We start from the raw sequence: 26013 nt of genomic DNA, 5'->3' as shown, positions 1-26013 counted from the left end.
CCTCGATGCCGCCAGCGTGCGTTTCCCATGACCGTATCTTTTTCTTTCCCGGCGTTTCGCGCCGTAGTGCGCGCTGCCGCGCGAGGCGTGCCTGCCGGCCTGGTGCTCGGCCTGCTGTGCGGAGCGCCGGCGGCGTTTGCGCAGGAAACCGCGCAAGGGCTGCAGGACAAGGCCATGCATGGCGACTTCCTGGCCCAGCGCAACCTGTCCTACTGCCTGCAGTCAGGCTGCCTCGGGCTGGAGAAGGACCGCGTGCGTGCCTGCGCGTGGCGCAAGGTGATCGTGCTGTCCGGCGATCGCCGCGTGACCGACCTCGATACCGCCAACCTCGAGTACGTCTGCGGCAAACTGAGCGCGGCCGAGCGCGACGCGGCCATGCGCCAGGCCGATACGCTTGCCAGGCAGATCTACGGCCAGCGCCGCTGAGCGAGACGTGCGGGCCGGGCGCTAAAATGGTGGTTTCGCGCCGTTCGCCATCGTCATGACTTCAGCTCCGCCGTCCACCGAATCCGTCCTGCAAGCCACCCGGCAGTGGCTGGAGCGCGCCGTGATCGGCCTTAACCTCTGCCCGTTCGCCAAGGCCGTGCATGTCAAGCAACAGATCCGCTACGCGGTGAGCGGCGCCACCGATAGCGAGGGCGTGATGGCCGACCTCGAGGCCGAGCTGAAACTGCTGGCCGAGGCGGATCCGGCCGAGACCGACACCACGCTGCTGATCCTGCCGCACGCGCTGGCGGATTTTCTCGACTACAACGACGCGCTGTTTTTCGCCGAACGCCTGCTCAAGAGCCTGCGCCTGGCCGGCACGCTGCAGATCGCCAGCTTCCACCCGGACTACCAGTTCGACGGAACCGAGCCGGACGATATCGAGAACTACACCAACCGCGCGCCCTATCCGATCCTGCACCTGCTGCGCGAAGACAGCATCGCGCGTGCCGTGGAGGCCTTTCCCGATGCGGCGGATATCTACGAGCGCAACCAGGACACCATGCGCAAGCTCGGCCTGGAGGGGTGGCGGGCGCTGATGCGCGCCTGAAGCGGCGCGCCGGGCGGGCGCCGCCACGCATCAGGCCGGAAACTCACTGCGCCACGGCGCAGGCTGCCTCGCCGTGGCTTTCGCCGGTATAGAAGCGTCCCGACATTTCCTCCAGCCCCAGCGTCTTCAGCACTTCGTTGAGGCGCTCGGTGGGCCGGCGGCGCGGCAGATCCTTGTACTGCGCGATGATCAGTTCGTTCTTCATCGAATGCTCCCAACCCACCAGCTCGGTCACGCTGACCTGGTAGCCGTGCGCTTCGAGTTGCAGGCAGCGCAGCACATTGGTGACCTGGCTGCCGAACTCGCGCGTATGCAGCGGGTGGCGCCAGATCTCGGTGAGCGGGCTGGCGAGCGATTTTCCCTTGTTCTTGCGCAGCACGCCGGCCACCTCGGCCTGGCAGCARGGCACCACCACGATGTAYTTSGCGYGCTTYTCCAGCGCGAAGCGGATSGCATCGTCCGTGGCCGTATTGCAGGCRTGCARSGCGGTSACGATGTCGATGGYGGGCGGCAGYTGCGRCGAGGTGATCGAGTCCGCCACCGACAGGTTCAGGAAGGACATGCCCTTGAAGCCAAGCCGCGCGGCCAGCTCCTGAGAAGTGCGCACCAGTTCCTCGCGCGTCTCGATGCCGAAGATGTGCGAGTTGTCCAGGTGGTCCTTGAAGAACAGGTCGTACAGGATGAAGCCCAGATAGGACTTGCCTGCGCCATGGTCCACCAGCGTCACGTCGGGATGGTCTTGCTTGAGGTCCTGCAGCAGCGGCTCGATGAACTGGAACAGGTGATAGACCTGCTTGAGCTTGCGGCGGCTGTCCTGGTTCATCTTGCCGTCGCGCGTGAGGATATGCAGCGCCTTGAGCAGCTCGACGGACTGGCCGGGGCGGATTTCGTGGGGGCTGGGCGCCGGTGCGGCGGGCGTCTTCGACGCCGGGGACTTCTGGGCCATCTGGGGAACCTGGGAAAAGCGGTGAGGCAGTGGGGCGTGCGCCAAAGCGGACGACGCGGCGCCGGAATAGCGGCAGTTTACCGAAAGTCGCCGGCGGCCGGGCGGAGTGGCGCAACCGCCGCAGCGGATGCCGGTGCTCGCCACCTGCTTGCCGCCTGGTTTCGGCGGGATCCCGGCGCGCGGCCCTCAAGTTTTCCGCAAGGCCGCCGTTGGTGTTGTGTGCGCCAGAAAGAACAAAGATCAGCGGCGCGCAAAGACAACCCGGGGCCCCGTGCGCGGCGCCCGCGGGCAGATGCCAGAAGCCCAGGTACCCACGGCGATGCCGCCGCACCCTTTGGTCGCGGGCTGCGTCAGCGCGCGGCGGGGGCGGCCCGGAATGGCAAGTGGCGCAGCGGGCGGGACCGCGCGCCCGGACAGATCCACCAGAGGGAACGACGGAATGGAAAGTCGGGGAGAACACCCAGTTGACGCAGTAGAAGGGGGCTTGCGGGTCAGTCTCGATGAGGCCACGCGGCATCTGCACGCCACCTATGCCATGGCGCCGGGGCGGATGCCGCCGGACCGCGCGGCACTGGAGGCGGCGCTGGCCGCCGCAGGCTGGGGCGGGGCCAGGCTGGACACAGCCGCGGTCGGCGGCTTTCTCTCGCAGTGCCAGCGCGCCACCGAAGGCGCGCCGGTGCAGGCGCTGATCGGAGAGGTCACCGACGGCTATTTCGAGATCGACATCAGCGCCGACGGGCTGAGCGTGCGCCTGAGCCTGCTGCCGGCGCAAGGCGGCCGCGCGGTGGTGCGTGACGATGTCCGCGCCGCGCTGGCCGAGCGCGGCATCGTGGCCGAGCCTGACCGCGACATCCTGCGCACGGTCTTCGAGGCGGGCTTATGCGACAGCGTGGAGATCGCCGCAGGGCGCGCGCCGCGGCCCGGCACGCCAGCGCGCTTCGAAAGCCTGCTGGCGCCGCGCAAGCCCCTGGTGGCGGAAGACGAAAGTGGCCGCGTCGACMTGCGCGACCTCGGGACCCTGCTGCTGGTCAACCCGGGCACGCCGCTGATGCGCCGCATCCCGGCCCGCCAGGGCACGGATGGCGTCGACGTCTTCGGCAAGCCCGTGGCGGCGCCGGAGGCGGCCGATCCGCCCTATGCCGATGGATTGACGGGCGTGGCCCCCGATCCCGCCGATCCGGGCGTCCTGCTGGCGGCGATCTCCGGCTCGCCGACGCTRTTGCCGCATGGCGTTTCGGTCAGCCCGGTGGTCGACGTAGAAGCGGTGGACATGCATTCCGGCAATGTCACCTTCGACGGCACTCTGCGCGTCAACGGCGATATCAAGACCGGCATGACGGTGCGGGTGACCGGAGATGTCATCGTCAGCGGCACCATCGAGGCCGCGCATGTCGAGGCGGGCGGCGACGTCGTGGTGAAGGGCGGCATCATCGGCCGGGCCGAAGGCGCGCACCAGGGCGGCGATGGCGCGGCGGCGCTGGCGAGCGTGCGCTGCAAGGGCGCGCTGCACGCGCGCTTCATCGAAAGCGCGGTGGTCGAGGCCGGCACCGATGTCACCGTGGAAAGCGGCATCCGGCAGAGCGACGTGGCCGCCGGGCGCAGCATCCTCGCGGGCAGTCCCAAGGGCGGACAGGGCAATATCACCGGCGGCCGCATCCGGGCCAAGGCGGCGGTGCGCACCGCCACCCTCGGCGCGTCCGCAGGCACCGCCACCATCGTGCAGGTCGGCACCAATCCCTATGCGGAAGCGGAGAAGGCCGAAGCGGAGGCCCAGCGCCGCCAGCTCGAGACCGACCAGGCCAAGGTGCAGCAGCTGGTCAACTTTTTCGCCAAGAACCCCGAGAAAGCGGTCGGCGACCTGCGCGAGAAGGCGCGCGCGACCTTGTTCAAGCTGACCCGCGACTCCATCGAGCTGGACGCCAGGCTGGCCAGGCTGGCCGAGCAGCTGCGCCCCTCGCCCGGGGCGGTGATCGAGGTGAGCCGGCGCATCCACGGCGGGGTCAGCGCGCATATCGGGCAGAAGTCCATGAAGATCATGGAGGACAAGCCGGGCGGCCAGTTCCGGCTGGTCGAGGACCGCATCGCGCTGGTCTGACCTCGCAGCGGGATCGTCCGGCCAGCGGGCGATCCCCATTTCCTTCTCCCTTTTTCTCCCCCTTGTCCTGCGCGTTGTCCGGCAGCGGCGCGCAATGCCGTCAAGGTAGGCAATGCCCCCCCCGGTACTTGGCGCGCGGGTTTGATTTGCCGAAATTTCCGAATGGAAATTAGGAAGCGGCTGATTGGTTGGCGTGGCGCCAGTGATTACAGTAGCCACATACCGCTCTCTTCCCCGGGGGTGGTATTCCCGATGAGGGTCCATCCCTTGGCCCTCCTTCCGTAACGCCGCATGCTTGCGCATGCGGCGTTTTTTTCTGCAGAAGCCCTCGCGGCGCGCCTCGCGGCTTGCGGCAAGGTCGGAGGCATCCAGCCACACCGGGGGACAGGCACCCATCGCATCGGGCAGCGCATCGCAATTGATGCCGCTGGGGCCACCCGCGTGCCCTCGTGCCCTCGTGCGAATACGCGCGCGCTACCAGACCCGTATCCTGATTTGCAAGGAAATGCAGCCGTCGACCTTGCCTCGCATCGTCGGCACATAGATCAGGCTCGCGCCCACGCGGCGGTACTCGACACCGATCACCGGTGCGGCCATCGGTGACCAGCCGCCATGATTGATATCCGGATACCCGCGCACCGCGCCTGCCGCGACGCCGATCCGGAGCGGTCCCAGGTGCAGGGGCTGCCAGCTCACGGTGGCGTAGGTCGAGTGGTAGCGCATGCTGTTGCGGTATTCGCCGGCGGACAAGGTGAAATCCTCGCTGACGCGAAGATCGATGCCGAATCCCCAGTTGTACGCGTTGTAGTGCGCAGCGTGGTTGAAGTGATAGGAGAGAAAGCCCGCATTGAGCCAGACCTGCGGCGAGAATCCGGGAGCGGGAGCGGCGGCGGGCGTGTCCGCTGCCGGCAAGCCTTCCGGCGAAGGTACAGGGATATCCGGCGGCTTTGCATCGTCCGCGCGCGCCGGCGCCGCTGCCAGTGATGCGCACATGGCAAGCAGCACGACGAATCCGCGCGGAAAAAGACAACGGCTCGCCGTACCAGGGACTGGACAAGCATCCATGGCCGCTTCCTTTGTTCTTGTCGTGGCGTGGATCGGCCGCGCGCGGCGCGCGGGTGCGCGCGGGCACGGCCAACCTGCAAATCCGGCGCGGCGCCGGCTATGTCGGAGCGGTATGCATGCTGTTCCCCGGTTGCGCAGCAATGGCGAACGCGTGCCGGAACGCTGCCGGCCGGTTCGTCCTGTGTATTCGGGCGCCTGGAGTCGCTACCCGTTGTTCTGGTTGTCTTGTGATACCAGTCTGGTGCCTGGGGCGTGCAGATTCAATGAATCGAACGGCGTAAGCCCAAGGAGGGATGTGACGGACAGGAGGCTGTCAACGGCTGTCCTGCCGCCATGCTTTTGGCGGGCGCGGGATGTGTGCGGGGGGAAAGAGAAAATGCTCTGCCGGGCGTGCCGGCCCGGCGTCAGCGCTTCCAGGCGATTGGCGCTGTGGCAGAGCAGGTGGCCATCGTGCCGGACCAGTTCCTGCGGGTGGTGAGCTTGACGAGCCGGTCGTCGAGCGGTTCGATTTGCCGCTGACGGCGCTCGGAGAGGCTGTTGGCCACACTGGAAAGCGCTGCCTTGCACGCCGTCTGCGCCGTGCTGGACCGCACGGTGAACCCCGGGTAGCGATAGTTGACCATCAGCGTGAAGCCATCCGGGACGTACTCGACCGTGTACTCGGTGTCTGCGTCGTACGTCGACATCTGCCTGCCGCCGGATGGCGCGGGCGCGGGCGCAGACGTGGTGCAAGCCGCCGATACCAGGCAGGCCATTGCTGCCAATACCTTCATGTATTTCACGGCATGATCTCCAAAGAGTCGCGTTGCGGGCGGCGCAGCGCAACCGGGTTCGCTTGCGAGGCTGGGCTGGATGGTACCAAGGACCCGCGGTGACTGGCAGGCGTGGCGCCCCGGGATTCGCCGGCGCCGGGCAACAAAAAACCCGGAGAGCTCTGGGCTGTCCGGGTTGCTTGGCACTGCTGGCAATACTCTGGAATGCTTGTGGTGCCGAAGAGAGGAATCGAACCCCCGACCTTCTCATTACGAATGAGCTGCTCTACCGACTGAGCTACTTCGGCCTCACCATCCGCGAAACAACTACTGGATGAAGCCCGCAATAATAGCAACGTTTATTTTGCCTGTGAAGCCCCCCAGGCAAAAATTTCCGGGGCGGACGTGGCTGCGGCCAGCCTGGCCATGGAAAAGGGACGCCCGGGGCGTCCCTTCCCACACCAGCACATGCAAGTGCCGTGGCCTTCTCGCCGGCAGCCGGCGTCAGCCCGCGGCCTTTTCCTCGTGGTGGTAGCGCGTGACGCGCTCCACTTCGTTCTTCGAGCCGAGGATCACGGAAACGCGCTGGTGCAGCTTTTCGGGCTGCACGTCCAGGATGCGTTCGTGGCCGTTGGTGGCGGCGCCGCCGGCCTGCTCGACCAGCATGGCCATGGGGTTGGCTTCGTACATCAGGCGCAGCTTGCCGGGTTTCTCCGGCTCGCGCTTGTCCCAGGGGTACATGAAGACGCCGCCGCGCGTGAGGATGCGGTGCACGTCGGCCACCATGGAGGCGATCCAGCGCATGTTGAAGTTCTTGCCGCGCGGACCTTCGTCGCCGGCCAGGCATTCGTCGATATAGCGGCGCACAGGCGGGGCCCAGTGGCGCATGTTGGACATGTTGATCGCGAATTCCTTGGTGTCTTCCGGGATCTGCACGTCGGACTGGGTGAGCACGAAGCTGCCGGCTTCGCGGTCCAGCGTGAACATGTGCACGCCATTGCCGACGGTCAGCACCAGGGTGGTCTGCGGGCCGTACACGGCGTAGCCGGCGGCGACCTGGTGGGTGCCGGGCTGCATGAAGTCGGCCTCGGTCACGGTCTGGCCGGGCTTGGGCATGTGCAGCACCGAGAAGATGGTGCCGATCGAGACGTTGACGTCGATGTTCGACGAGCCGTCGAGCGGATCGAACAGCAGCAGGTATTCGCCCTTGGGATAGCGGTTGGGGATCTCGTAGAAGCTGTCCATTTCCTCCGAGGCCATGGCGGCGAGGTGGCCGCCCCATTCGTTGGCGTCGAGCAGGACTTCGTTGGCGATCACGTCCAGCTTCTGCTGGGTCTCGCCCTGCACGTTGCCGGTGCCGGCCGAGCCGAGGATGCCGGCGAGGGCGCCCTTGCTGACGGAGTTGGAAATGGCCTTGCAGGCGCGCGCCACCACTTCGATCAGCAGCCGCAGCTCCGGCTGGATCGTATTGTGTTTGCGCTGCTCCTCGACCAGATAGCGGGTGAGGCTGATGCGACTCATGGGGTTTCTCCTTGAATGGCCGCAATTCTACATGGCCGCATGGCTGCCAGGCCGCAGCGGCGACGGGCCGCGGCGCGCCGGCGGCCCGTCGGTGCGCCGGATCCGGCGCCCGTCGCGGTGCCTGTCAGGGCGCCAGCGCCTTGCTTACGATCTCGCGCACGTCGCGCGACAGGTCCTTGGCGCCAGCCACCTGTTCCAGCGCGGCACGCATGCGGTCGCGCAGCGGCAGGGCGTATTTCTGCCAGCGGTCCATGACGCGTGCCAGGCGCGAGGCCACCTGCGGGTTGATGGCGTCGAGCGCCAGCACCTGCTCGGCCCAGAACACATAGCCGGAGCCGTCCTCGGCATGGAACTGGGCCGGGTTGGCGGCGCAGAAGCTGAAGATCAGCGAGCGCGCGCGGTTGGGATTGCGCAGGTTGAAGGCAGGGTGTTCCATCAGCGCGCGCACGGTGTCGATGGTGTGCTTGCCGGCGTGGCCCGGGAGGCTCGGCCCCACCGTGCCGCGTTGCGCGGCCTGCAGCGAGAACCATTTGTCGATCACCAGCGCGTCCTGCTCGAAGCGCTGGTAGAAGTCGGCCAGCGCTGCCTCGCGTCCGGGAGCGAAGGTGTTGACCAGCGCGATCAGCGCGGCGACACGGTCGGTCATGTTGTCGGCCGCCTTGTATTGCGCTTCGGCCAGCGCCTGCATGTCGGCGTCGCCGCTGTCGGCCAGGTAGCCCAGCGCCAGGTTGCGCAGCGCGCGCTTGCCGGCGGAGACCGCATCGGGGCTGTAGTCGCCCGGCGTGGCGTTGGCATGATAGGCGGCCAGCCAGTCGGCCTTGAGTTCCCGGGCCAGCGCTTCGCGCATGAACTGGCGCGCGCGGTGGATGGCGGCCGGGTCGGCCACGCCCATGCGCTCGGCCAGGTAGGCTTCCGCCGGCAGGGTGAGTGCCTGCTCGCGGAAGGCGGGGCTGAGCTGCTGGTTGTTGAGCACGGTGCGCAGCGCGGCCACCAGCGCCGGGTCGAGCTTGAGCTCGCGCCCGGCCTGCGATTGCGACACCAGCTGCAGCAGCGCACGGGTGGTGAGGCGCTGACCGGCTTCCCAGCGGTTGAACGGGTCGCTGTCGTGCGCGAGCAGGAAGGTGAGCTGCGCCTCGCTGTAGTCGGCGTCGACGATGACCGGCGCGGAGAAGTCGCGCAGCAGCGACGGCAGCGGCGGCGCATCGCCGCGCGGCAGGTTGATGAAGCGCAAGCTCTGCTCGGCCTCGGTGAAGTCGAGCACGCGCGTGGTGGCGCCGGGCTGGCTTTCGCCTTCGAGTTGCAGCGGCAGATCGCGCCCTTCGGCATCGAGCAGGCCCAGCGCGAACGGGATATGGAAGGGCAGCTTGTCCGGCGTGCCGGGGTGGGTCTCGATGCCGACCTTTGGGCAGTGCTGCGACAGCGTCAGCGTCAGGCTGCCCTCGTCGCCGTTCCACGCGGTGCGCACGCCCACCACCGGCGTGCCGGCCTGGCTGTACCAGCGGCCGAACTGGGTGAGGTCGCGCCCGTTGGCATCGGCCATCGCGGCGCGGAAATCGTCGCAGGTCACGGCCTGGCCGTCATGGCGCTGGAAGTACAGGTCCATGCCCTTGCGGAATCCTTCGCGGCCCAGCAGGGTCTGGTACATGCGTACCACTTCGGCACCTTTCTCGTACACCGTGACGGTGTAGAAGTTGTTGATCTCTTCGTAGCTGTCGGGCCGCACCGGATGCGCCATGGGGCCGGCGTCCTCGGGGAACTGCACCTGGCGCAGCACGCGCACGTCCTCGATGCGCTTGACCGCGCGGCCCGATTCCGAGCCCATCATGTCGGCCGAGAATTCCTGGTCGCGGAATACCGTCAGGCCTTCCTTGAGCGAGAGCTGGAACCAGTCGCGGCAGGTCACGCGGTTGCCCGTCCAGTTGTGGAAGTATTCGTGGCCGACCACCGACTCGATATTGCCGAAATCGGCGTCGGTGGCGGTTTGCGCATTGGCCAGCACGTACTTGGTGTTGAAGATGTTGAGGCCCTTGTTCTCCATCGCGCCCATGTTGAAGTCGCCCACGGCGACGATCATGAAGCGGTCGAGATCGAGCTCCAGGCCGAAGCGCCGCTCGTCCCAGCGGATCGAATGGATCAGGGAGTCCATCGCATGACGCGTCTTGGGCAGGTCCTGCGGCTCCACCCAGACCTGCAGCAGCTTTTCCTTGCCGGAGGCGGAGGCGATGCGTTCCTCGATGCGCTCGAGCTTGCCCGCCACCAGCGCGAACAGGTAGGACGGCTTCTTGAACGGGTCTTCCCATACGGCCTCGTGCCGGCCGCCGGGCAGCTCGCGCTCGCTGACCAGGTTGCCGTTGGACAGCAGTACCGGATAGGCCGCGCGTTCCGCGCGCAGCGTGACGCGGAACGTGGACATCACGTCGGGGCGATCCAGGAAATACGTGATCTTGCGGAAGCCCTCGGCCTCGCACTGCGTGAAGAAATTGCCGTTCGAGACGTAGAGGCCCGACAGCGACGTGTTGGCGGCCGGCTGGCAGGCGGTGACGATCTCCAGCGTGCCGTGGTCGGGCAACTCGGGCAGTGTCAGGCTGGCGGCTTCCTGGCGGGCGTTGTCCAGCGGGCGGCCGTCGAGGCTCACGCCGACCAGTTCGAGTTCTTCGCCGGCCAGCACCAGCGGACCGGGTGCGTGGCGCATGAAGCGAAGCGTGTTGGTCACCACCGTGCGCGCGGGGTCGAGTTCGAGCACGAGGTCGACGTGCTCAAAAGCGAAGGCCGGCGGAGTATAGTCTTTGCGGTGGACGGTAACGGGCGTGTCGGTGCGCAGCATGAAAGAGTCCTGTCCTCTGAAGGCCAATGGGGCGTCATGGTCGCCACGCGGGCAAAGGGGCGGCAAGGGCGGCAGGTGGCTATGGCCGGATGGGACGAAGGCTGCCGCGGCCGCGCGCCGGCGTGGCACTGAAGAACCCATTGTAGCCAAGCACGGGCGCGGCGGCTCGGGCCGATGCGCCGGAGCCGCTCGGCGGCGGAAGTCGCGCTGTCACAGGCGGATAAAACAGGCGAGGAACAATGATCTTGCGAGGGGCATCATGACAAGGCAATGGATAGGCGCCCTGTGGGCGCGGCTGGCCGGCGCGGGTTTGCTGCGCAGCAGGGTGATGGCGGGTGCGGCGCTGCTCGGCGCGGCCCTGCTGTCGGGCTGCGCCAGCACCGTCACCACGGAGGTGACGGCATTCCGGCAGGGCAACTGGCAGAACGATCCGCCGCGCACCTATGCCTTCGACCGCGCGCCGGGCCAGGAGGCCCAGCTCGAGGACCAGACCTATGAGCAATGGCTGGCGCAGGCGCTGTCCGGGGTCGGCTTCGAGCAGGTGGCACGCGCGCAGGCGCGCTACCTGGTCAGGATGGACTACGACACCAATTCGCGCCTGATGCGCGTGCAGGAGACGACCTACTCCGATCCCTGGTATCCCGGCCCTTATGGCCCGTACTGGGGGCCCTACTACCGGCCGTGGGGGCCGTGGGGCTGGGGCGGCCCGGGTTACTGGCCACCGACCACCACCATCCGCGATGTGCCGGTGACCCTGTCCACGCTGCGGGTGATGTTCAAGGAGGCCGCCAGCGGCACGAAGGTCTACCAGGTCACGGCGCATCATCGCGGCGAGGAAACCTCGCTGCAGGCGGCGATGCCTTACCTGATCCGCAGCGCCTTCGTGCAGTTCCCCGCGGAGAACGGCAGGCCAAAGCGCGTGACCTTGCCGCTGGACCCGAACGATAAGTAACGCATTGCCCCTGCTGGGGTAAAAACTGAATTGCCCGGCGAAAACCCCGAATACCTTGCGCCCTCGCGTGGCAGGGTCTTCGCGCCGGGCCTGGCTGAGCTAGAATGACGGCTCGAATTTTCGGCCCGAGCCGCCGGAGCCTGTCTTGAAAGTTGCGCTGGAAGATTCCGGCAAGCGCGCCGGATACGACCGGAGCGGCCGCGGCAGACCCTGGTGGGGCCACTACTACCCGGACGAGCACAATGAGCAGCAAGACCGGCGGTGATGCACCGCAACATGCCCCCAACAGCCCTGAAGCGCAACTGCGCCTGGCAGCGCTGGAATATCACCGCAGCCCGACCAAGGGCAAGATCCAGGTAAATGCGACCAAGGCGCTGTCGAACCAGCGCGACCTGTCGCTGGCCTACTCGCCGGGCGTGGCCTATGCCTGCGAGGAGATCGCCAAGGATCCGGCCATGGCCGCCGAGTACACCTCGCGCGGCAACCTGGTGGCGGTGGTCACCAACGGTACCGCCGTGCTCGGCATGGGCGATATCGGTCCGCTGGCCGGCAAGCCGGTGATGGAAGGCAAGGGCTGCCTGTTCAAGAAGTTCGCCGGCATCGACGTGTTCGATATAGAACTCGACGCGCGCGACCCGGACAAGATCGTGGAAATCGTGGCCGCGCTGGAGCCGACGATCGGCGGCGTGAACCTCGAGGACATCAAGGCGCCCGAGTGCTTCTACATCGAGCAGAAGCTGCGCGAACGCATGAACATTCCCGTCTTCCACGACGACCAGCACGGTACCGCCATCATCTCCGCCGCGGCGTTGCTCAACGGCCTGAAGGTGGTGGGCAAGGATATCGCCAAGGTCAAGCTGGCGGTCTCGGGCGCCGGCGCGGCGGCCATCGCCTGCCTGGATACCATGGTGAGCCTGGGCGTGACCCGCACCAACATCACGGTGGTGGATTCGAAGGGCGTGATCTACACCGGCCGCGACGCCAACATGGAGCCCAACAAGGCCCGCTACGCGCAAGACACCTCGGCCCGCACGCTGGCCGACATCGTCAACGGCGCCGACGTGTTCCTGGGATGCTCGACCGCCGGCGTGCTGACCGCCGAGATGGTCAAGACCATGGGCGACAAGCCCATCATCCTGGCGCTGGCCAACCCGGAACCCGAAATCCGCCCGGAAGTGGCCAAGGCCGCGCGGCCTGACTGCATCATCGCCACCGGCCGTTCGGACTACCCGAACCAGGTCAACAACGTGTTGTGCTTCCCGTACATCTTCCGCGGCGCGCTCGATTGCGGCGCCACCAAGATCACGGAAGCCATGAAGCTGGCCTGCGTGAAGGCCATCGCCGAGCTGGCCGAGGCCGAGCTCAACGACGCGGTGGCGGCGGCCTACGGCGGCCAGGAGCTGAAGTTCGGCCCCGACTACATCATCCCGACGCCGTTCGACCAGCGCCTGATCGAGAAGATCGCGCCGGCCGTGGCCAAGGCGGCCGAAGAGTCCGGCGTGGCCACGCGCCCGATCAAGGACCTGGAGGCCTACCGCCAGCAGCTCACCCAGTACGTCTACCACACCGGCCTGATCATGAAGCCGGTGTTTACCGCCGCCAAGGCCGCGCCCAAGCGCGTGGCCTATGCCGAGGGCGAGGAAGAGCGCGTCCTGCGCGCGGTGCAGGGCGTGGTGGACGAAGGCCTGGCGCGCCCGATCCTGATCGGCCGCCCGCACGTGATCCAGATGCGCATCGAGAAGGCCGGCCTGCGCCTGAAGGCGGGCGTGGATTTCGAGCTGATCAATCCGGAAGACGATCCGCGCTACCGCGCCTATCACGAGGAATACCATGCGCTGCGCGGCCGTGACGGCGTCACGCCCGATATGGCCAAGGTGGCGCTGCGCCGCTCCAACACGCTGATCGGCACCATGCTCGTGCACATGGGCGACGCCGACGCGCTGCTGTGCGGCACGGTGGGCCGCTTCGAGGCGCACCTGGAACATGTGCGCGACGTCATCGGCCTGGCGCCGGGCGCCAAGGTATTTGCGGCAATGAACGCGCTGATGCTGGAGAAATACACGCTGTTCATCACCGATACCTTCGTCAACGACGATCCCACCGCCGAGGAACTGGCTGCCATCACCAAGCTGGCCGCCGAGGAAATCGCGCGCTTCGGCATTCATCCGAAGGTGGCGCTGATGTCGCACTCGATGTTCGGTTCGTCGAACCGTCCGTCGGCGCGCAAGATGCGCGCGGCCCAGGAGATCCTGGCGCAGGTGGCCCCGCACCTGGAAGTGGAAGGCGAGATGCAGGGCGACGCCGCCCTGGTCGAGGACGTGCGCCGTCACTTCCTGCCGGGCACCAAGCTGGCCGGCAGTGCCAACCTGCTGGTCATGCCGACCCTGGATGCGGCCAATATCGCCTTCAACCTGCTCAAGATCACGGGCGGGCAGGGCGTCACCATTGGCCCGATCCTGCTCGGCGCGGCCAAGCCGGTGCACATCCTCAATCCGCAAGCCACCACGCGCCGCATCGTCAATATGACGGCGGTGGCAGTGGCGGAGGCGAACGCGACGCGCTGAACCGGCGTATCGCGGTCAGGGACCGCAGCATGAAAAACGGGGCTCCTTGGGAGCCCCGTTTTTTTTGGACCGGTTTGTGATGCAGTTCCGCCGGCCCGCTGAAACCTGGATGTCTGGATGTCCTTGCGGCTGCCGCACCTACTGCAGCATGTTGTACTGCTCGCGCATCACCACGATGATGGATTTGGCGGCTGCCAGTTGCGTCGATAGCTGGTCATCGCATTCGCGCCGGAAATCGACTTCAGCGCTCCAGTTGCAACCCGTGTGGTCGGGCTGGTGCACGCGCATGGCGTGCAATTCACATTCACCGCACTCGGGGTTGTTGTTTAGGAACTGGTTCAGGATGGCCATCAACTCCGACCGGGTCTTTGCATCACGCCGCATGAGTCACCTCGTCCGTTGCCGTCTCGTTGCCTGGAAACTTAATCTAGGCAGGCATTGACGGCCTCGCCAATTGAATCGGCCTATTAAACGGCGACTTTCGATCCTGATTGCTCGGTAGGCTGCCTCTATCGCATTGCAGCAATTTTCCGGGCCCGACGGCGTCCTGCCATCTGCCTGGCAAGGGCGCGGGCGCAAGCCGCTGCGCGGCGAATCCTCGCACACGTCACTTCGCGAACTGGCGCAAAAGGCATATTCGCGCCCGGTTAGACAGATTAGTAAATGTTAATAAAAACCAAAATTATTTGCGTCAAAACAAGGCATGCCGGGCTTCGAGCTGGGGCGGCCATCTGCCGCAGGGCACGCCGCGCACGTTCAAGGTGGCGATGACGGTGGACCTTGCGGGCATCGCGCGCATAAAAAAACCCGCCATGGAGGCGGGTTCCAGATTCCCGTCGACAAGGCCGGCGCGTCAGAACTTGTGACGCAAGCCCACGCCGAAGGTATCGCCGTGCGACAGGTCGGTGATCTTGTCGTAGAAATAAGCGGCGTAGACGTCGGTGCGCTTGGACAGGTTGTAGTCGTAGGCGACTGCCAGCGTGTTGCGCTTGAAGTCCGCGACCGAATTCTTGGTCTTGTCGTAGGCGTAGGACGCCAGCACGTTGCCCGCGCCGAGCGGCACCGACACGCCGACCTGGCCGTTGTAGTGCTTGATGTCGCCGTTGACGTTGTTGTTGATGTCGGACTTGATGTACTGGCCTTGCGCGAACACCTTCACGACCTGGAAGTCGTAGCTCAGGCCGCCCTGTACGGCGTTCTGCTTGCTGAAGCCGACCAGCAGCGGGCTGGTGGAGGCGGTGATGTCGCCCGGCGTGTTGTCGAACTTCACTTGCTGGAAGGCCAGGGTGGCGGCCAGGTTGCCGCTGAAGTACGTCAGGTTGCCGCCCCACTTGTTCTGGCCGATGGAGCCGGTCTTCTCGCCGAAGGAGTAGATCACGTTGGCGGTCAGGCCGCCAAAGGTCGGCGTCGAGTACAGCAGCGAGTTGTTCCAGCCCGAGTCGCCGATGATGCCGGGGTCGTTCACGCGCGCCGTGGACGCGCCGAAGTAGGTGTGGAACACCATCGGCGAGAACACGTAGGAGTCGATCAGCGGATTGAACAGGATGGTCGAGACGAAGTAGGGCGTGGTGTTGCGGCCCAGCTTGATCGTGCCCAGCTTGTCGTTCTGCAGGCCGACGAAGGCGTTGCGGCTGAACATCGAGTCGCCGTCGAAGCGGCCGGACTTGCCGTTGTCGGTACGGAAGAAGCCGTTCAGGTCGAAGATGGCCTTGGTGCCGCTGCCGAGGTCTTCGGTACCCTTGATACCCCAGTACGAGGTCTGCATGCCGCCCGAGTTGGCCACGTAGGCGCGGTCGGCCGCGCCTACGTTCTTGACGCCGCCGACGAACATGTCGGCCTGGCCGTACAGCGTGACGCTGGACTGGGCCATGGCGGCACCGCTGGCGAGTGCCGCGGCCATTGCCGCCAGCTTGAGGGCCGGCTTGAGTTGTTTCTGCATTGGTGAGATCTCCGTGGTTGATCCGTTGCGTGCTTTTGTGTACTGGGTCCCTGACGGGTTCTATTCGTTCTTGGGGCGCGCGCCGGCCGGGAAATCCGCTGGCTCGCGGACCCCTGCGGGGCGCTGCCCGGGCGCCTGTCATCGATAAGCAGGCTGCCTATTTTTGCTCAGCCGGATACTAAGTCGTTCAGGCGGAACTGCGCAATGCGATGGATCTGGTTGATGCATGTTTGCAACTCCGCGGCCGGCTCGTTGGCCGCGCGCCTTGCGAACTCGCCGATGATGCCGGCGCGGTCGTAGCCGCGCACGGCCAGGATGAAGGGGAAGCCGAACTTCTCGTTGTAGCGGCGGTTGAGTGTCTGGAGTTGCTCGAATTCCTCGGCGGAGCACTGGTCCAGGCCGGCACCGCTTTGCTCGCGGGTCGATTCGGCAGTCAGTTCGCCGCGCACGGCGGCCTTGCCGGCCAGCTCCGGGTGGGCACGCACGAGCTTGATCTGGGCGGCGTCGCCGGCGCCGTCCACGATGGCCCGCATGGCGTCGGCCAGCGTGGCGGCATTGGCGAACGGGCGCTGGGCCGCGGCGGCCTCGGCCACCCATGGCGAGTGTTCATAGATGCCGCCGAGCACCTGGACGAAGGTGGCGGCGGGCAGGGCGTTGAGTTGGTCGAGGGTGTAGGTTTGGCTCATGCTGGCGGGTCGGTTCAGGCGTGCGTCTTTGCGGAATGGCTGGCGGCGTGGCTGGCCGGATGGGGGTGGGTCTCGGCCCAGTGGCGCGCGATATCCACGCGCCGGCAGATCCAGACCTTGTCGTGGCCCTGCACATAGTCGAGAAAGCGCTGCAGCCCGCGCATGCGCCCAGGGCGGCCGAGCAGGCGGCAATGCATGCCGACCGACAGCATCTTCGGCCGGTCCAGGCCTTGCGGGTCGCCTTCGGCGTAGAGCACGTCGAACGCATCCTTGAGGTACTGGAAGAACTGCTCGCCGGTGTTGAAGCCCTGCGGCGTGGCGAAGCGCATGTCGTTGGAGTCCAGCGTGTAGGGCACCACCAGGTGGGGCTTTTTCTCGCCGTTGCTCACCTCCACCTCGGTCCAGAACGGCAGGTCGTCGCCGTAGTAGTCCGAGTCATAGAGCAGGCCGCCGTGCTCCACCACCAGGCGGCGCGTGTTGGGGCTGTCGCGGCCGGTGTACCAGCCCAGCGGCAGCGAGCCGGTCAGTTCCTTGATGATCTGCATGCCGATGCGCATATGCTCGCGCTCGGTGGCCTCGTCGATGCCCTGGTAGTGGATCCAGCGCCAGCCGTGGCAGGCGATCTCGTGCCCGAGTTCGACAAAGGCACGGGTCAGCTCGGGATGGCGCTGCAGCGCCATCGATACGCCGAACACCGTCAGCGGCAGCCCGCGCTGCTCGAACTCGCGCAGGATGCGCCAGACGCCGGCGCGCGAGCCGTACTCGTACACGCCTTCCATGCTCATGTGGCGGTCCGGGTAGGCGGCCGCGCCGATGATCTCCGAGAGAAACTGCTCGGAGCCGGCATCGCCGTGCAGCACGTTGTTCTCGCCGCCCTCTTCGTAGTTGAGGACGAACTGCAGCGCAATGCGCGCGCCGCCAGGCCAGCGCGCATGAGGCGGCTGGCTGCCGTAGCCGATCAGGTCGCGTGGATAGTTGTTGCTTGTCATCGGGGTCATGGTTCTTCAGGAAACTGTGCCGGCCGCCGCCGGCGAAATTGGCTCCGTGCGTTATTCCGTGCCGTGCGAGTTCGCGGCCGCATGGCGCATGGCTTCTTCACGCGACTGGATGCCGTTGAAGAAGACGTTGAGCACCACCGCCACGATGGTCCCCAGCACGATGCCGCTGTGGGTGAAGGGATCGGACCACTTGGGCAGGTACTGGAACAGCGTCGGCGACAGCGTGGGGATCATGCCAAAGCCGATCGAGATGGCGACGATGAACAGGTTGTGGCGGTTGCGGTTGAAATCGCACGATCCGAGGATGCGGATGCCGGTGGCCGCCACCATGCCGAACATCACGATGCCGGCGCCGCCCAGCACGAATTGCGGCACCGAGGCCACGATGTGCGCCATCTTCGGGAACAGGCCCAGCGCGATCAGGATGATGCCGCCGGCGGCCGCCACATAGCGCGAGCGCACGCCGGTCACCGTGACCAGGCCCACGTTCTGCGAGAACGAGGTGTAGGGGAAGGTGTTGAACACGCCGCCGATCACGGTGCCGAGCCCGTCGGCGCGCAGGCCGCGGGTCAGGTCCTCGTTGGAGAGCCGCTTGCCGGTAATGTCGGCCAGCGCGAGGAACATGCCGGTGGATTCCACCAGCGTGATCAGCATCACCACGCACATCGACAGCGTGGCCGCGATATCGAAGGTCGGGATGCCGAAGTGCAGCGGCGTGATGACCGCGATCATGCTGGCCTCGTTGACCCCCTCGAAGGAGACCTTGCCCAGCGCCATCGCCACCAGGGTGCCGGCGACGATGCCCAGCAGCACCGCGCAGTTGGATACCAGCCCGCGACCGAACTTGCTCAGCAGCAGGATCACCACCAGCACCAGCCCGGCGATGCCCAGCGCGCCGAGGTCGCCATAGGCCAGGTTGGGCACTTCCTTGACCACGCCGTCGATCACGGCGCGCGTGGTGGGCTGGCCGCCGCCGGCCCAGTTGATGCCCACCCGCATCAGCGACACGCCGATCAGCGTGATCACCGTGCCGGTCACCACCGGCGGGAACAGGCCGAGCATGCGTCCCATCAGCGGCGCCACCAGGATGCCGAACAGCCCCGCCGCGATCACCGCGCCGTAGATGCCGAGCAGGCCCACATTGGGGTCGGAGCCGATGGCGATCATCGGCGCCACCGAGGCGAAGGTCACCCCCATCATCACCGGCATGCGGATGCCGAACTTCCAGAAGCCGAAGGCCTGGATCAAGGTGGCCAGGCCCGCGGCGAACAGGTCAGCGTTGATCAGGAAGGCAAGCTGGTCCTTGGGCAGCTTGAGCGCGCCGCCGACGATCAGCGGCACGGCAACGGTACCGGCATACATCACCAGTACGTGCTGCAGGCCGAGCGCGAGCAGCCGGCCCGAAGGCAACCGCTCGTTGGTGAGATCCGTGGGGACCGTGGTGCTAGCGCTAGTCATAGGTGTGTCTCCTCTCCTTTGGATTTGATGGGAACGCTGCCGGTGGCTGGCTCTCTTCGGGGTTCCGGCTCGTGCGCATCGTCACAGGACGCGTTCTTATGAGCAGGAATCGGGCCTTGGCCGCTGGAAGGCAGCGGGAACACCGTGCTAGGTGGAGTGGCCCAGCACGCTGCGAAGATCGAAGTTGCCCGGTTCGTCGGGCTGCACGCGGTCGGCGCAGGCGCCGAGATGGTGCGCCATGCGGCTCTGGGCAAGAGCGGCGTCGCCCTGTTCCAGTGCATCGAGAATCTCTTCGTGCTCGTCGAACGAGCAGGCGTTGTTGCCCGGCGCTTCCACGCTGGCGATCATCAGCGTGGTGCGCGACACCAGCCTGCGCATCATGGTGACCAGCAACGCGTTGCCGGAAAGCTCGGCCAGCGCGGTGTGGAACTCGGCCGACAGGCGGATCCACTTGGGGCGCTCATTGGTGAGAAAGGCCTGGCGCTCGGCCCCGACCATCTTGCGCAGCGGCGCGATCACGCGCTTGACGTCGCGCATCGCGGCGAGCTTTTCCAGCACCGCCCGCTCGAGCATCTGGCGCAACTCGAACATGTCATGCGCCTCGTCGGTGGAGGGGCTGGCGATAAAGGCGCCGCGGTTGGGTTCGAGGTCGACCATGCCGTCGGCGGCCAGTCGCGCCAGTACCTTGCGCACGGTATGGCGCGCGGTGGCATAGATTTCGCAAAGCGAGTGTTCGGTCAGCTTGGTGCGCGGCGGCAGCCTGTGCTCCATGATCGCGTCATAGATCTCGTGATACATGCGCTCCTCGACGGACCCCTTGCGGGCGGGTTTGATTTCGGTCGGGGCGGCGGTGTCATCGACACCGGCAATCAGCTTGAGACTCTTGGACATCTTGGCACCAGCGTATTGGTGGGAGGGGAGCGGCGCGCCTTGGGAATCGGCCGGAAGCAGCGGCCAAAACCAGTAGCGCGCCCCAAAAATTGTTGACAATTATTTGGTTATGCGTTCAATATTGTCAACAAAACCGAGCTAGGTTTTCGACAACTCAGGGTAATTCCTGAGTTGCCATCCGGAGTGGTGCGAAGCATTGTCGCCCTGCACCAGTCCAGCGCCGGGATGCGTTAGAAATACGTACCGAGCGGGCACCATTCCCCACAAATGGTGCTAGTGAAGGCAGCGGCGCCTCTCACAACCCAAAGCCCTAAGGAAGAACAGGATGGGACGCTTGACCACTCATGTACTCGACACGGCAGCCGGGACCCCCGGCGCCGGCATGTCGATTTCCCTGCATAAAATTGTCAACAATCGGCGAGAGACTCTGAAAACAGTCGTCACCAACCACGATGGCCGTTGCGACCAGCCCCTGCTGGACGGCGACACCATGGCGGCAGGCGTGTACGAACTGGAATTCGGCGCCGGCGACTATTTCCGCGCGCAGGGCACCAAGCTGCCGGAACCGGCGTTCCTCGACGTGGTGACGCTGCGCTTCGGCATTGCGGACACGGCCGCGCACTACCACGTGCCGCTGCTGGTCTCCCCCTGGTCGTATTCGACTTACCGCGGCAGCTGAGCGCGGACCAGGCAACACAGGAGACAAGACATGGAAGGCTATATCCTCGACTGGGCCAATCTGTTGCTGCGGTGGGTGCACGTCATCACCGCCATCGCGTGGATCGGTTCCTCGTTCTATTTCGTCTGGCTCGACAACAGCCTGACGCGTCCCGACGACCCCGACCTGCAGGAGAAAGGCGTGGGCGGCGAGCTGTGGGCCGTGCACGGCGGCGGCTTCTACAACCCGCAGAAATACCTCAGCGCGCCCAAGACGCTGCCGGAGAACCTGCACTGGTTCTACTGGGAGTCGTAYTCCACSTGGATGACMGGCTTCGGCCTGCTGGTGGTGCTGTACCTGTTCAACGCCAGCACGTTCCTGATCGACAAGAACGTCTTCGACATGTCGCCGGGCGCGGCCGTCGGCTTTGCGCTGTCCTACCTGGGCCTGGGCTGGGTGGTGTACGACTGCATCTGCCGCGTGTTCGGCAAGAGCGACCGCACCGTCGGCATCCTGGTGGCGATCTACGTGGCGGTGGCCGCATACGTGGCCTGCCACGTGTTCTCCGGCCGCGCGGCGTTCCTGCTGACCGGCGCGATGATCGCCACCATCATGAGCGCCAACGTGCTGGTGTGGATCATCCCCGGGCAGCGCAAGGTCGTCGCCGCGCTGCGCAAGGGCGATCCGGTGGATCCGGTGCACGGCAAGAACGCCAAGCAGCGCAGCGTGCACAACACCTACTTCACGCTGCCGGTGCTGTTCGCCATGCTGTCGAACCACTACAGCATGACCTACAGCTACAAGTACAACTGGGCCGTGCTGGTGCTGATCATGCTGGCCGGCGTGCTGATCCGCCAGTTCTTCATCCTCAAGCACAAGGGCAAGATCAACGTGGCCTGGCCGGCCGCCGGCGTGGCCGTGCTGGCCGTGGTCGCCGTGATGATCGCACCCATGCCGCGCGAGACCGTGGCGGGCAAGGACGGCGGCGCCGCTACCCAGGTGAGCTTCACCAAGGTGCAGGAAGTCATCAACTCGCGCTGCATCCAGTGCCATGCCGCGTCGCCGAAGATGATGCCGAGCGCGGCCAAGGGCATCAAGCTCGATACCGCCGACGAGATCAAGGCGCACGCGCAGCTGATCTACCAGCAGGCGGTGCAGCAGAAGGCCATGCCGCTGGGCAACGTCACGCAGATCACCGACGATGAGCGGGCGCTGCTGGGGCAGTGGTTCGAGGCTGGCGCCAAGACTACCAACTGACCTTTGCGCCGCGTCGCCGTGGCGACGCGAGCAGGAAAAACGGGGCGCAAGCCCCGTTTTTCCTGCCTTCGACCCTCAGTCGTCCCATCCCATCCCCGCTACTGCATATTGGCAATGCAGTTCGCCAGGTTCCGGATATCGGCATCCGACAACCCCTTCGCCACGCTGGTCATGCTGCCGGCATCGTTGGTGCGGCGGCGCGAACGGAAGGCTTCCAGCTGCTTGACGATGTACGCATATTGCTGCCCGGCCACGCGCGGGATCTCGTTCTGCCCGGTGAAGCCGCCCAGATGGCACATCGTGCAGAGCACCTCGTCGGCCTTCTTCCTGCCTGCCTCGACCTTCTGCTCGTCGGCCTTGAACTGCGACGCAATGGGCTTTTGCGCGGAGAAGTTGCACGCCACACGCGTTGCCAAATTGGCAGCTTTGGGCGGCGCGCGCTGCATTTTTCACCTAGAGTTTGAAGGCGTTGCTGCGCCACGCTGCTGCTGCTCCCGCTGCCTGACGGGGCACGCCATCCTGGTCGTGTTCCGTCCCGTTCCGTCCTGATGGAGGAGTCCGATATGCCGTTTCCCGGTCATCTTGTCTTGCTGTCCCGCCGCGCTGGCTGCGCGGCCCGGTCCGCTCCGGACCGCCGCTCCGCGCTCGCCGGCACGTTGCGTGCCGGGCCGGTCGACCGGCGCCGGCGCCTGCTGCTGGGCGCCGCCGGCCTGGGGCTGGCAGCGCTGGCGTTGGCGGTGCGGCCGTCGCGCGCGCTGGCGCAGGGCAGCCGCGACGCGGGGCCGGTGCGCATCGGCGTGATCGGTTCCGGCCGCATCGGCAGCACGCTTGGCGGGCTATGGGTGAAGGCGGGGCATCCGGTGTTGTTTTCCTCGCGGCATCCGGAGGAGCTCAAGCCGCTGGTCGACAAGCTCGGTCCGCTGGCGCGCGCCGGCACCGTGGCCGAGGCGCTGGCCTATGCCGACGTGATCTTCCTTGCCGTGCCTTACAAGGCGCTGCCCGAGATTGCCGAGCAGAACGCCGGCGCGTTCAACGGCAAGGTGGTGGTGGATGCGACCAACGCCATTCGCCAGCGCGACGGCGCCATTGCCGACGAGGCGCTCGGCAACGGCATCGGCATCACCACGGCGAAGTACCTGCGGGGCGCGCGCGTGGTGCGCGCCTTCAATTTCATGGGTGCCGCCAATTTCGCGAAGGACAACCACCGTGCCGAAGGGCTGCTGGCCGTGCCGATCGCCGCGGACGATCCCGCGGCCTTGCGCGTTGGCGAGCAACTGGTGCGCGACGCCGGCTTCGAGCCGGTGGTGGTGGGCCCGCTGGCCACGGCCGACAGCTTTGCGCCGGGCGGCCCGCTGTTCCACCAGATCGGCTCCGCAGAGGCGATGCGGGCACGCATGGCACAGGAAAGCGGCCGGCCGACGGCGGCGGGCGCGGCGGCGAAGTGAGCGCCGAATTGAGCGCCGCAGTGTGCGCCGAATTGAGCGCGCCGCACCGGCGCCGCGGTGGCCGCGCTTAGCCGCCCACGCCCAGCAGCGCCAGCACGCCCAGCGCCAGGAAGATTGCCGCGGCGATCTTGTGCACCAGCGCGATCGGCATCTTGTTGGCGAAACGGTCGCCGAGCAGCACGGCAGGCGCGTTGGCCAGCATCATGCCGAAGGTGGTGCCTGCCACCACGCCGATGACCTCGCCGCTGAAGCGGGCCGCCAGCGCCACGGTGGCGATCTGCGTCTTGTCGCCCATCTCCGCGAAGAAGAAGGCCACGATGGTGGTGCCGAGGATGCCGAGCGCACCCTTGACCGGCTTGGCCTGCTCGGCGTCGTCGAGCTTGTCGGGGATCAGCATCCAGCCGGCCATGGCGATAAAGCCCACGCCAAGGATCCAGCGCAGGACCTCGGCGCCGAGCATGTGCGTGATCCAGCCGCCGAGCGCGCCGGCAAAACCGTGGTTGACGATGGTCGCGATGAAGATGCCAAGGATGATCGGCAGGGGCTTGCGGTACCGGGCCGCGAGCACGAGGGACAGCAATTGGGTCTTGTCGCCCATTTCAGCGAGGGCGACGATGCCTGTGGAGACGAGGAAGGCTTCCATTTTTATAGGTGATAACCGGGCCGCTGCATCGCGAGATGCCAATGACACACACCTTTCCCGGCCCGGCCAGAAAGGTGATGTCATCGGTCTCGCCAGGCCCTGGAAACAGGCGCCTGGCCCGTTCCGGATGCTGCGCACGCCATAACCGCAAGCGGTCAAGTCTGTTGACGTACGCCCCCGTTTTTCCGCTTCCCGCGTTGCGCGGGTGGTGAAAACGGGGCGGCTACTCCCCAATGGAAGCCCGCATTATGCCAAGGCGGGCCGTGCTCGTCCAGTGCCTCCGCTCACAGCGCAGGGCAATCGCGCCATGTACTCCGTAGCGAGCCAAAGAGAATCCGCTCCCGATAGTGCCTCACATCACCGCGCCATCAGCGCGAACACGCCCCAGCCCAGGTATTCACGCGTGTACGCGGCGTAGCGTTCGGGTGCCGAGGTCAGTTCGGCCCGAACCTCTTTCGCGAAGCCGTCGTCGGGATTCGCTTCGAGCCACCGGCGCATGGTGAGCCACTTGGCCGCCTCGTATCTGTCCCAGCTGTCTTGGTCCGCCAAAACCATTTCCACGACGTCGTAGTCGAGGTCGCCGAAAGACGCGAGAAGTTCTGGAAGCATCAGAAAGTCGGCGATCGAACCGGCAAGGCATCCCTTGGCAACGTCCTCCGTCGGCGGCAACCGCAGCCAGTACGGCTCGCCGATGAGGATGGTCCCTCCGGTGCGCAGGCTCTCCGCCAGAAGTCCGATGGTGCCGACGACTCCCCCACCGATCCAGGTGGCACCGAGACAGGCTGCCACGCCGACCTTTTCGTCGGCGACGTAGCCGGCAGCGTCGCCGTGGATGAACGCGACCTGATTGGCGACGCCGAGTTCTTCAGCGCGCAGTTTCGCTTGCCCGGTGAACAACTGGCTCAGGTCGATACCGGTGCCGATGATTCCGTAATCGCGTGCCCAGGTGCACAGCATCTCGCCCGAACCGCTGCCGAGGTCGAGCACACGGGTCCCCGGTTCCAGGCGCAACGCCGCGCCGAGCGTGGCGAGCTTTTCGGGTGTGAACGGGTTATGGATGCGGTGAGCACTTTCGGTGATGCTGAAGATCCGTGGAATGTCCACTGCAGAGACTCCTTGCGGGCGTGAATGGAATCGGTACACCAATACATCGCGTGATGGCTCTGGTTACAGCGGCACCGGCGCGTTGTCGCTGGTCTGGCGGCCGCGGAAATCGGTCCAGCACAGCGCCTTGAAGTCGTACAGCTTGCAGCGGCGCGCGGTGCCGAAGTACCAGCGCCAGCTGAAGTTCTSGATGATGATGCGGCCSGGCAGCGYSTGYTCCAGCAKSGCCTGGGCGCGCTTGAGRCGGTASAGCGGCACGCTCATGTCCACGTGRTGCGCGGTGTGTTCCATGATGTGATGCAGCGCCGCGCCGATGCCGTAGCGGAAGCGCAGGTGCACGGTGGTGGAGACGAACGGCTGGGCGCGCGCCCACATGGCCTTGGTGTCATACCAGGCCACGCTGGTATGCGTGTGGTGCACATAAAGCACGAAGCCCACCGTGAGGTTCCATACCAGGAAGGGCAGCACGAAACCCAGTCCGACCAGCAGCGCGGCCGACTGGCCGGTGGCCTGCGCCAGCCACGCCAGCGCGCCGATCCAGGCTGCGCCGAACACGGCGACCAGGGTGCAGTCCCACAGGAAGATGGCGCGCCGCGTCGGCATCTGGCGGCGGCTCGGGAAGAACATCTTGCACCACCAGATCTCCACCAGGTAGTACAGCCCGGCGCCGAAGCCGGTGCGGTAGATGCGTTCCATCGCGCGGCGCCAGCGCGGCAGCGCCCGGAACTCCTCGAGCGAGTACGGCGCCCACACGAAGTCGAAGCCCTTGAGGTTGGAATAGCCGTGGTGCACCACGTTGTGGCCGACTTCCCACAGGCTGTAGGGCGTCAGCGAAGGCAGGAAGGTCAGCCGCCCGAGCCACTTGTTGAGGCCGCGCCGCGGCGTCAGGCTCTGGTGGCAGGCGTCGTGGCCGATGATGAACAGGCGGGCGATGATGAGGCCCGTCACCACGCCGGCGGCCGTCTTGGCCAGCCAGTGGGAAAACAGCACCACGCCGGCCAGCGCCGCGGCGAACAGCACGGTGTCGAGCGCGAACAGCACCAGCGCGCGCGGCGTGCTGCGCGCCGTGATCGGGATCATCCAGCTGCGGATGACCTTGCGGGGGGGCAGCGCAGCGTCGGGGGAAACCGGTTCGGGAAAGGGAATTTGCTGTGAGACGGTCATGGCACCTTCAGTTGT

22 protein-coding genes, 1 tRNA gene, 1 pseudogene and 1 riboswitch are annotated in these 26013 nt (G+C 66.3%); of the genes and pseudogenes, 8 read left to right on the top strand and 16 right to left on the bottom strand.

The window, feature by feature from the left end; genetic code table 11:
* Positions 1–27: 27 nt before the first annotated feature.
* Together AC1DK4_RS07450 and AC1DK4_RS07445 are read left to right on the top strand one after the other, a co-directional pair.
* Positions 28–426 carry a hypothetical protein gene (locus tag AC1DK4_RS07450; protein WP_441612409.1) on the top strand — a complete coding sequence of 133 codons (399 nt, stop codon included), beginning with the start codon at positions 28–30 and terminating at the stop codon, positions 424–426.
* Between the two features lie 55 nt (positions 427–481).
* A complete protein-coding gene (locus tag AC1DK4_RS07445; RefSeq protein ID WP_441612408.1) occupies positions 482–1036 on the top strand; it encodes a DUF1415 domain-containing protein in 555 nt (184 codons plus the stop codon).
* Positions 1037–1079: 43 nt separating this feature from the next.
* On the opposite strand, the gene AC1DK4_RS07440 is transcribed toward AC1DK4_RS07445, so the two are convergent.
* Positions 1080–1982, bottom strand: coding sequence for a class I SAM-dependent methyltransferase (locus tag AC1DK4_RS07440; RefSeq protein ID WP_477131451.1), 903 nt, complete (start codon positions 1980–1982; stop codon positions 1080–1082).
* 439 nt (positions 1983–2421) lie between these two features.
* Between AC1DK4_RS07440 and AC1DK4_RS07435 the strand changes: the two genes are divergently transcribed.
* The gene (locus tag AC1DK4_RS07435; protein ID WP_477131450.1) at positions 2422–4077 is read left to right on the top strand and encodes a DUF342 domain-containing protein; all 1656 of its coding nucleotides are present in this window, start codon (positions 2422–2424) and stop codon (positions 4075–4077) included.
* Positions 4078–4551: 474 nt separating this feature from the next.
* Here AC1DK4_RS07435 and AC1DK4_RS07430 read toward each other — a convergent pair whose 3' ends face one another.
* From AC1DK4_RS07430 to pepN, 5 genes are all read right to left on the bottom strand, one after another.
* Positions 4552–5082, bottom strand: a complete 531-nt coding sequence (locus AC1DK4_RS07430) for a hypothetical protein (protein WP_441612405.1) — start codon at positions 5080–5082, stop codon at positions 4552–4554.
* Between the two features lie 464 nt (positions 5083–5546).
* Positions 5547–5915: a hypothetical protein gene (locus AC1DK4_RS07425; protein ID WP_441612725.1), complete on the bottom strand. Its 369-nt coding sequence runs from the start codon at positions 5913–5915 to the stop codon at positions 5547–5549.
* Between the two features lie 211 nt (positions 5916–6126).
* Positions 6127–6202, bottom strand: a tRNA-Thr gene (locus AC1DK4_RS07420).
* A 196-nt stretch (positions 6203–6398) separates the two neighbouring features.
* Positions 6399–7415: a class 1 fructose-bisphosphatase gene (locus AC1DK4_RS07415; RefSeq protein ID WP_441612376.1), complete on the bottom strand. Its 1017-nt coding sequence runs from the start codon at positions 7413–7415 to the stop codon at positions 6399–6401.
* 124 nt (positions 7416–7539) lie between these two features.
* A complete protein-coding gene (pepN, locus tag AC1DK4_RS07410; protein ID WP_441612375.1) occupies positions 7540–10239 on the bottom strand; it encodes an aminopeptidase N in 2700 nt (899 codons plus the stop codon).
* Between the two features lie 328 nt (positions 10240–10567).
* On the opposite strand from pepN, the gene AC1DK4_RS07405 reads away from it, so the two are divergent.
* Positions 10568–11191 (top strand): DUF4136 domain-containing protein, encoded by a 624-nt coding sequence (locus AC1DK4_RS07405; protein WP_441612724.1) that lies wholly within the window; start codon positions 10568–10570, stop codon positions 11189–11191.
* 242 nt (positions 11192–11433) lie between these two features.
* Positions 11434–13755 (top strand): NADP-dependent malic enzyme, encoded by a 2322-nt coding sequence (locus AC1DK4_RS07400; protein ID WP_441612374.1) that lies wholly within the window; start codon positions 11434–11436, stop codon positions 13753–13755.
* A 138-nt stretch (positions 13756–13893) separates the two neighbouring features.
* Here AC1DK4_RS07400 and AC1DK4_RS07395 read toward each other — a convergent pair whose 3' ends face one another.
* From AC1DK4_RS07395 to AC1DK4_RS07370, 6 genes are all read right to left on the bottom strand, one after another.
* Entirely contained in the window at positions 13894–14139 is a 246-nt protein-coding gene (locus tag AC1DK4_RS07395; RefSeq protein ID WP_441612373.1) for a hypothetical protein, read from the bottom strand.
* 469 nt (positions 14140–14608) lie between these two features.
* Entirely contained in the window at positions 14609–15694 is a 1086-nt protein-coding gene (locus AC1DK4_RS07390; protein WP_441612372.1) for a porin, read from the bottom strand.
* Between the two features lie 167 nt (positions 15695–15861).
* Positions 15862–16380 carry a 2-oxo-4-hydroxy-4-carboxy-5-ureidoimidazoline decarboxylase gene (gene uraD / locus AC1DK4_RS07385; RefSeq protein WP_441612371.1) on the bottom strand — a complete coding sequence of 173 codons (519 nt, stop codon included), beginning with the start codon at positions 16378–16380 and terminating at the stop codon, positions 15862–15864.
* Between the two features lie 14 nt (positions 16381–16394).
* The gene (gene puuE / locus AC1DK4_RS07380; protein ID WP_441612723.1) at positions 16395–17369 is read right to left on the bottom strand and encodes an allantoinase PuuE; all 975 of its coding nucleotides are present in this window, start codon (positions 17367–17369) and stop codon (positions 16395–16397) included.
* A gap of 60 nt (positions 17370–17429) precedes the next feature.
* On the bottom strand, positions 17430–18836 hold the full coding sequence (locus AC1DK4_RS07375; protein WP_441612370.1) for a nucleobase:cation symporter-2 family protein: 1407 nt from the start codon (positions 18834–18836) through the stop codon (positions 17430–17432).
* Between the two features lie 147 nt (positions 18837–18983).
* Positions 18984–19727 carry a GntR family transcriptional regulator gene (locus AC1DK4_RS07370; protein WP_441612369.1) on the bottom strand — a complete coding sequence of 248 codons (744 nt, stop codon included), beginning with the start codon at positions 19725–19727 and terminating at the stop codon, positions 18984–18986.
* Positions 19728–20052: 325 nt separating this feature from the next.
* Between AC1DK4_RS07370 and uraH the strand changes: the two genes are divergently transcribed.
* Together uraH and AC1DK4_RS07360 are read left to right on the top strand one after the other, a co-directional pair.
* Positions 20053–20406 carry a hydroxyisourate hydrolase gene (gene uraH, locus AC1DK4_RS07365; RefSeq protein ID WP_441612368.1) on the top strand — a complete coding sequence of 118 codons (354 nt, stop codon included), beginning with the start codon at positions 20053–20055 and terminating at the stop codon, positions 20404–20406.
* A gap of 30 nt (positions 20407–20436) precedes the next feature.
* Positions 20437–21642, top strand: a complete 1206-nt coding sequence (locus AC1DK4_RS07360) for a urate hydroxylase PuuD (protein ID WP_441612367.1) — start codon at positions 20437–20439, stop codon at positions 21640–21642.
* A 98-nt stretch (positions 21643–21740) separates the two neighbouring features.
* Here AC1DK4_RS07360 and AC1DK4_RS07355 read toward each other — a convergent pair.
* Positions 21741–22082 (bottom strand): annotated as a pseudogene (locus AC1DK4_RS07355) (c-type cytochrome); the annotation flags it as partial.
* Between the two features lie 123 nt (positions 22083–22205).
* Here AC1DK4_RS07355 and AC1DK4_RS07350 point away from each other — a divergent pair.
* The gene (locus AC1DK4_RS07350; protein WP_441612366.1) at positions 22206–23087 is read left to right on the top strand and encodes an NADPH-dependent F420 reductase; all 882 of its coding nucleotides are present in this window, start codon (positions 22206–22208) and stop codon (positions 23085–23087) included.
* A gap of 67 nt (positions 23088–23154) precedes the next feature.
* Here the strand turns inward: AC1DK4_RS07350 and AC1DK4_RS07345 are convergent, their stop codons facing one another.
* From AC1DK4_RS07345 to AC1DK4_RS07335, 3 genes are all read right to left on the bottom strand, one after another.
* A complete protein-coding gene (locus AC1DK4_RS07345; RefSeq protein WP_441612365.1) occupies positions 23155–23730 on the bottom strand; it encodes a TMEM165/GDT1 family protein in 576 nt (191 codons plus the stop codon).
* 79 nt (positions 23731–23809) lie between these two features.
* Positions 23810–23974: riboswitch (yybP-ykoY riboswitch) on the bottom strand.
* A 113-nt stretch (positions 23975–24087) separates the two neighbouring features.
* Entirely contained in the window at positions 24088–24834 is a 747-nt protein-coding gene (locus AC1DK4_RS07340; protein ID WP_441612363.1) for an SAM-dependent methyltransferase, read from the bottom strand.
* A 63-nt stretch (positions 24835–24897) separates the two neighbouring features.
* Positions 24898–25998, bottom strand: coding sequence for a fatty acid desaturase (locus tag AC1DK4_RS07335; protein WP_477131449.1), 1101 nt, complete (start codon positions 25996–25998; stop codon positions 24898–24900).
* Between the last annotated feature and the right edge of the window lie 15 nt (positions 25999–26013).

This window comes from Cupriavidus sp. 05N38 (assembly GCF_056397345.1).
This window is presented reverse-complemented; position numbering and strand designations above follow the sequence as displayed.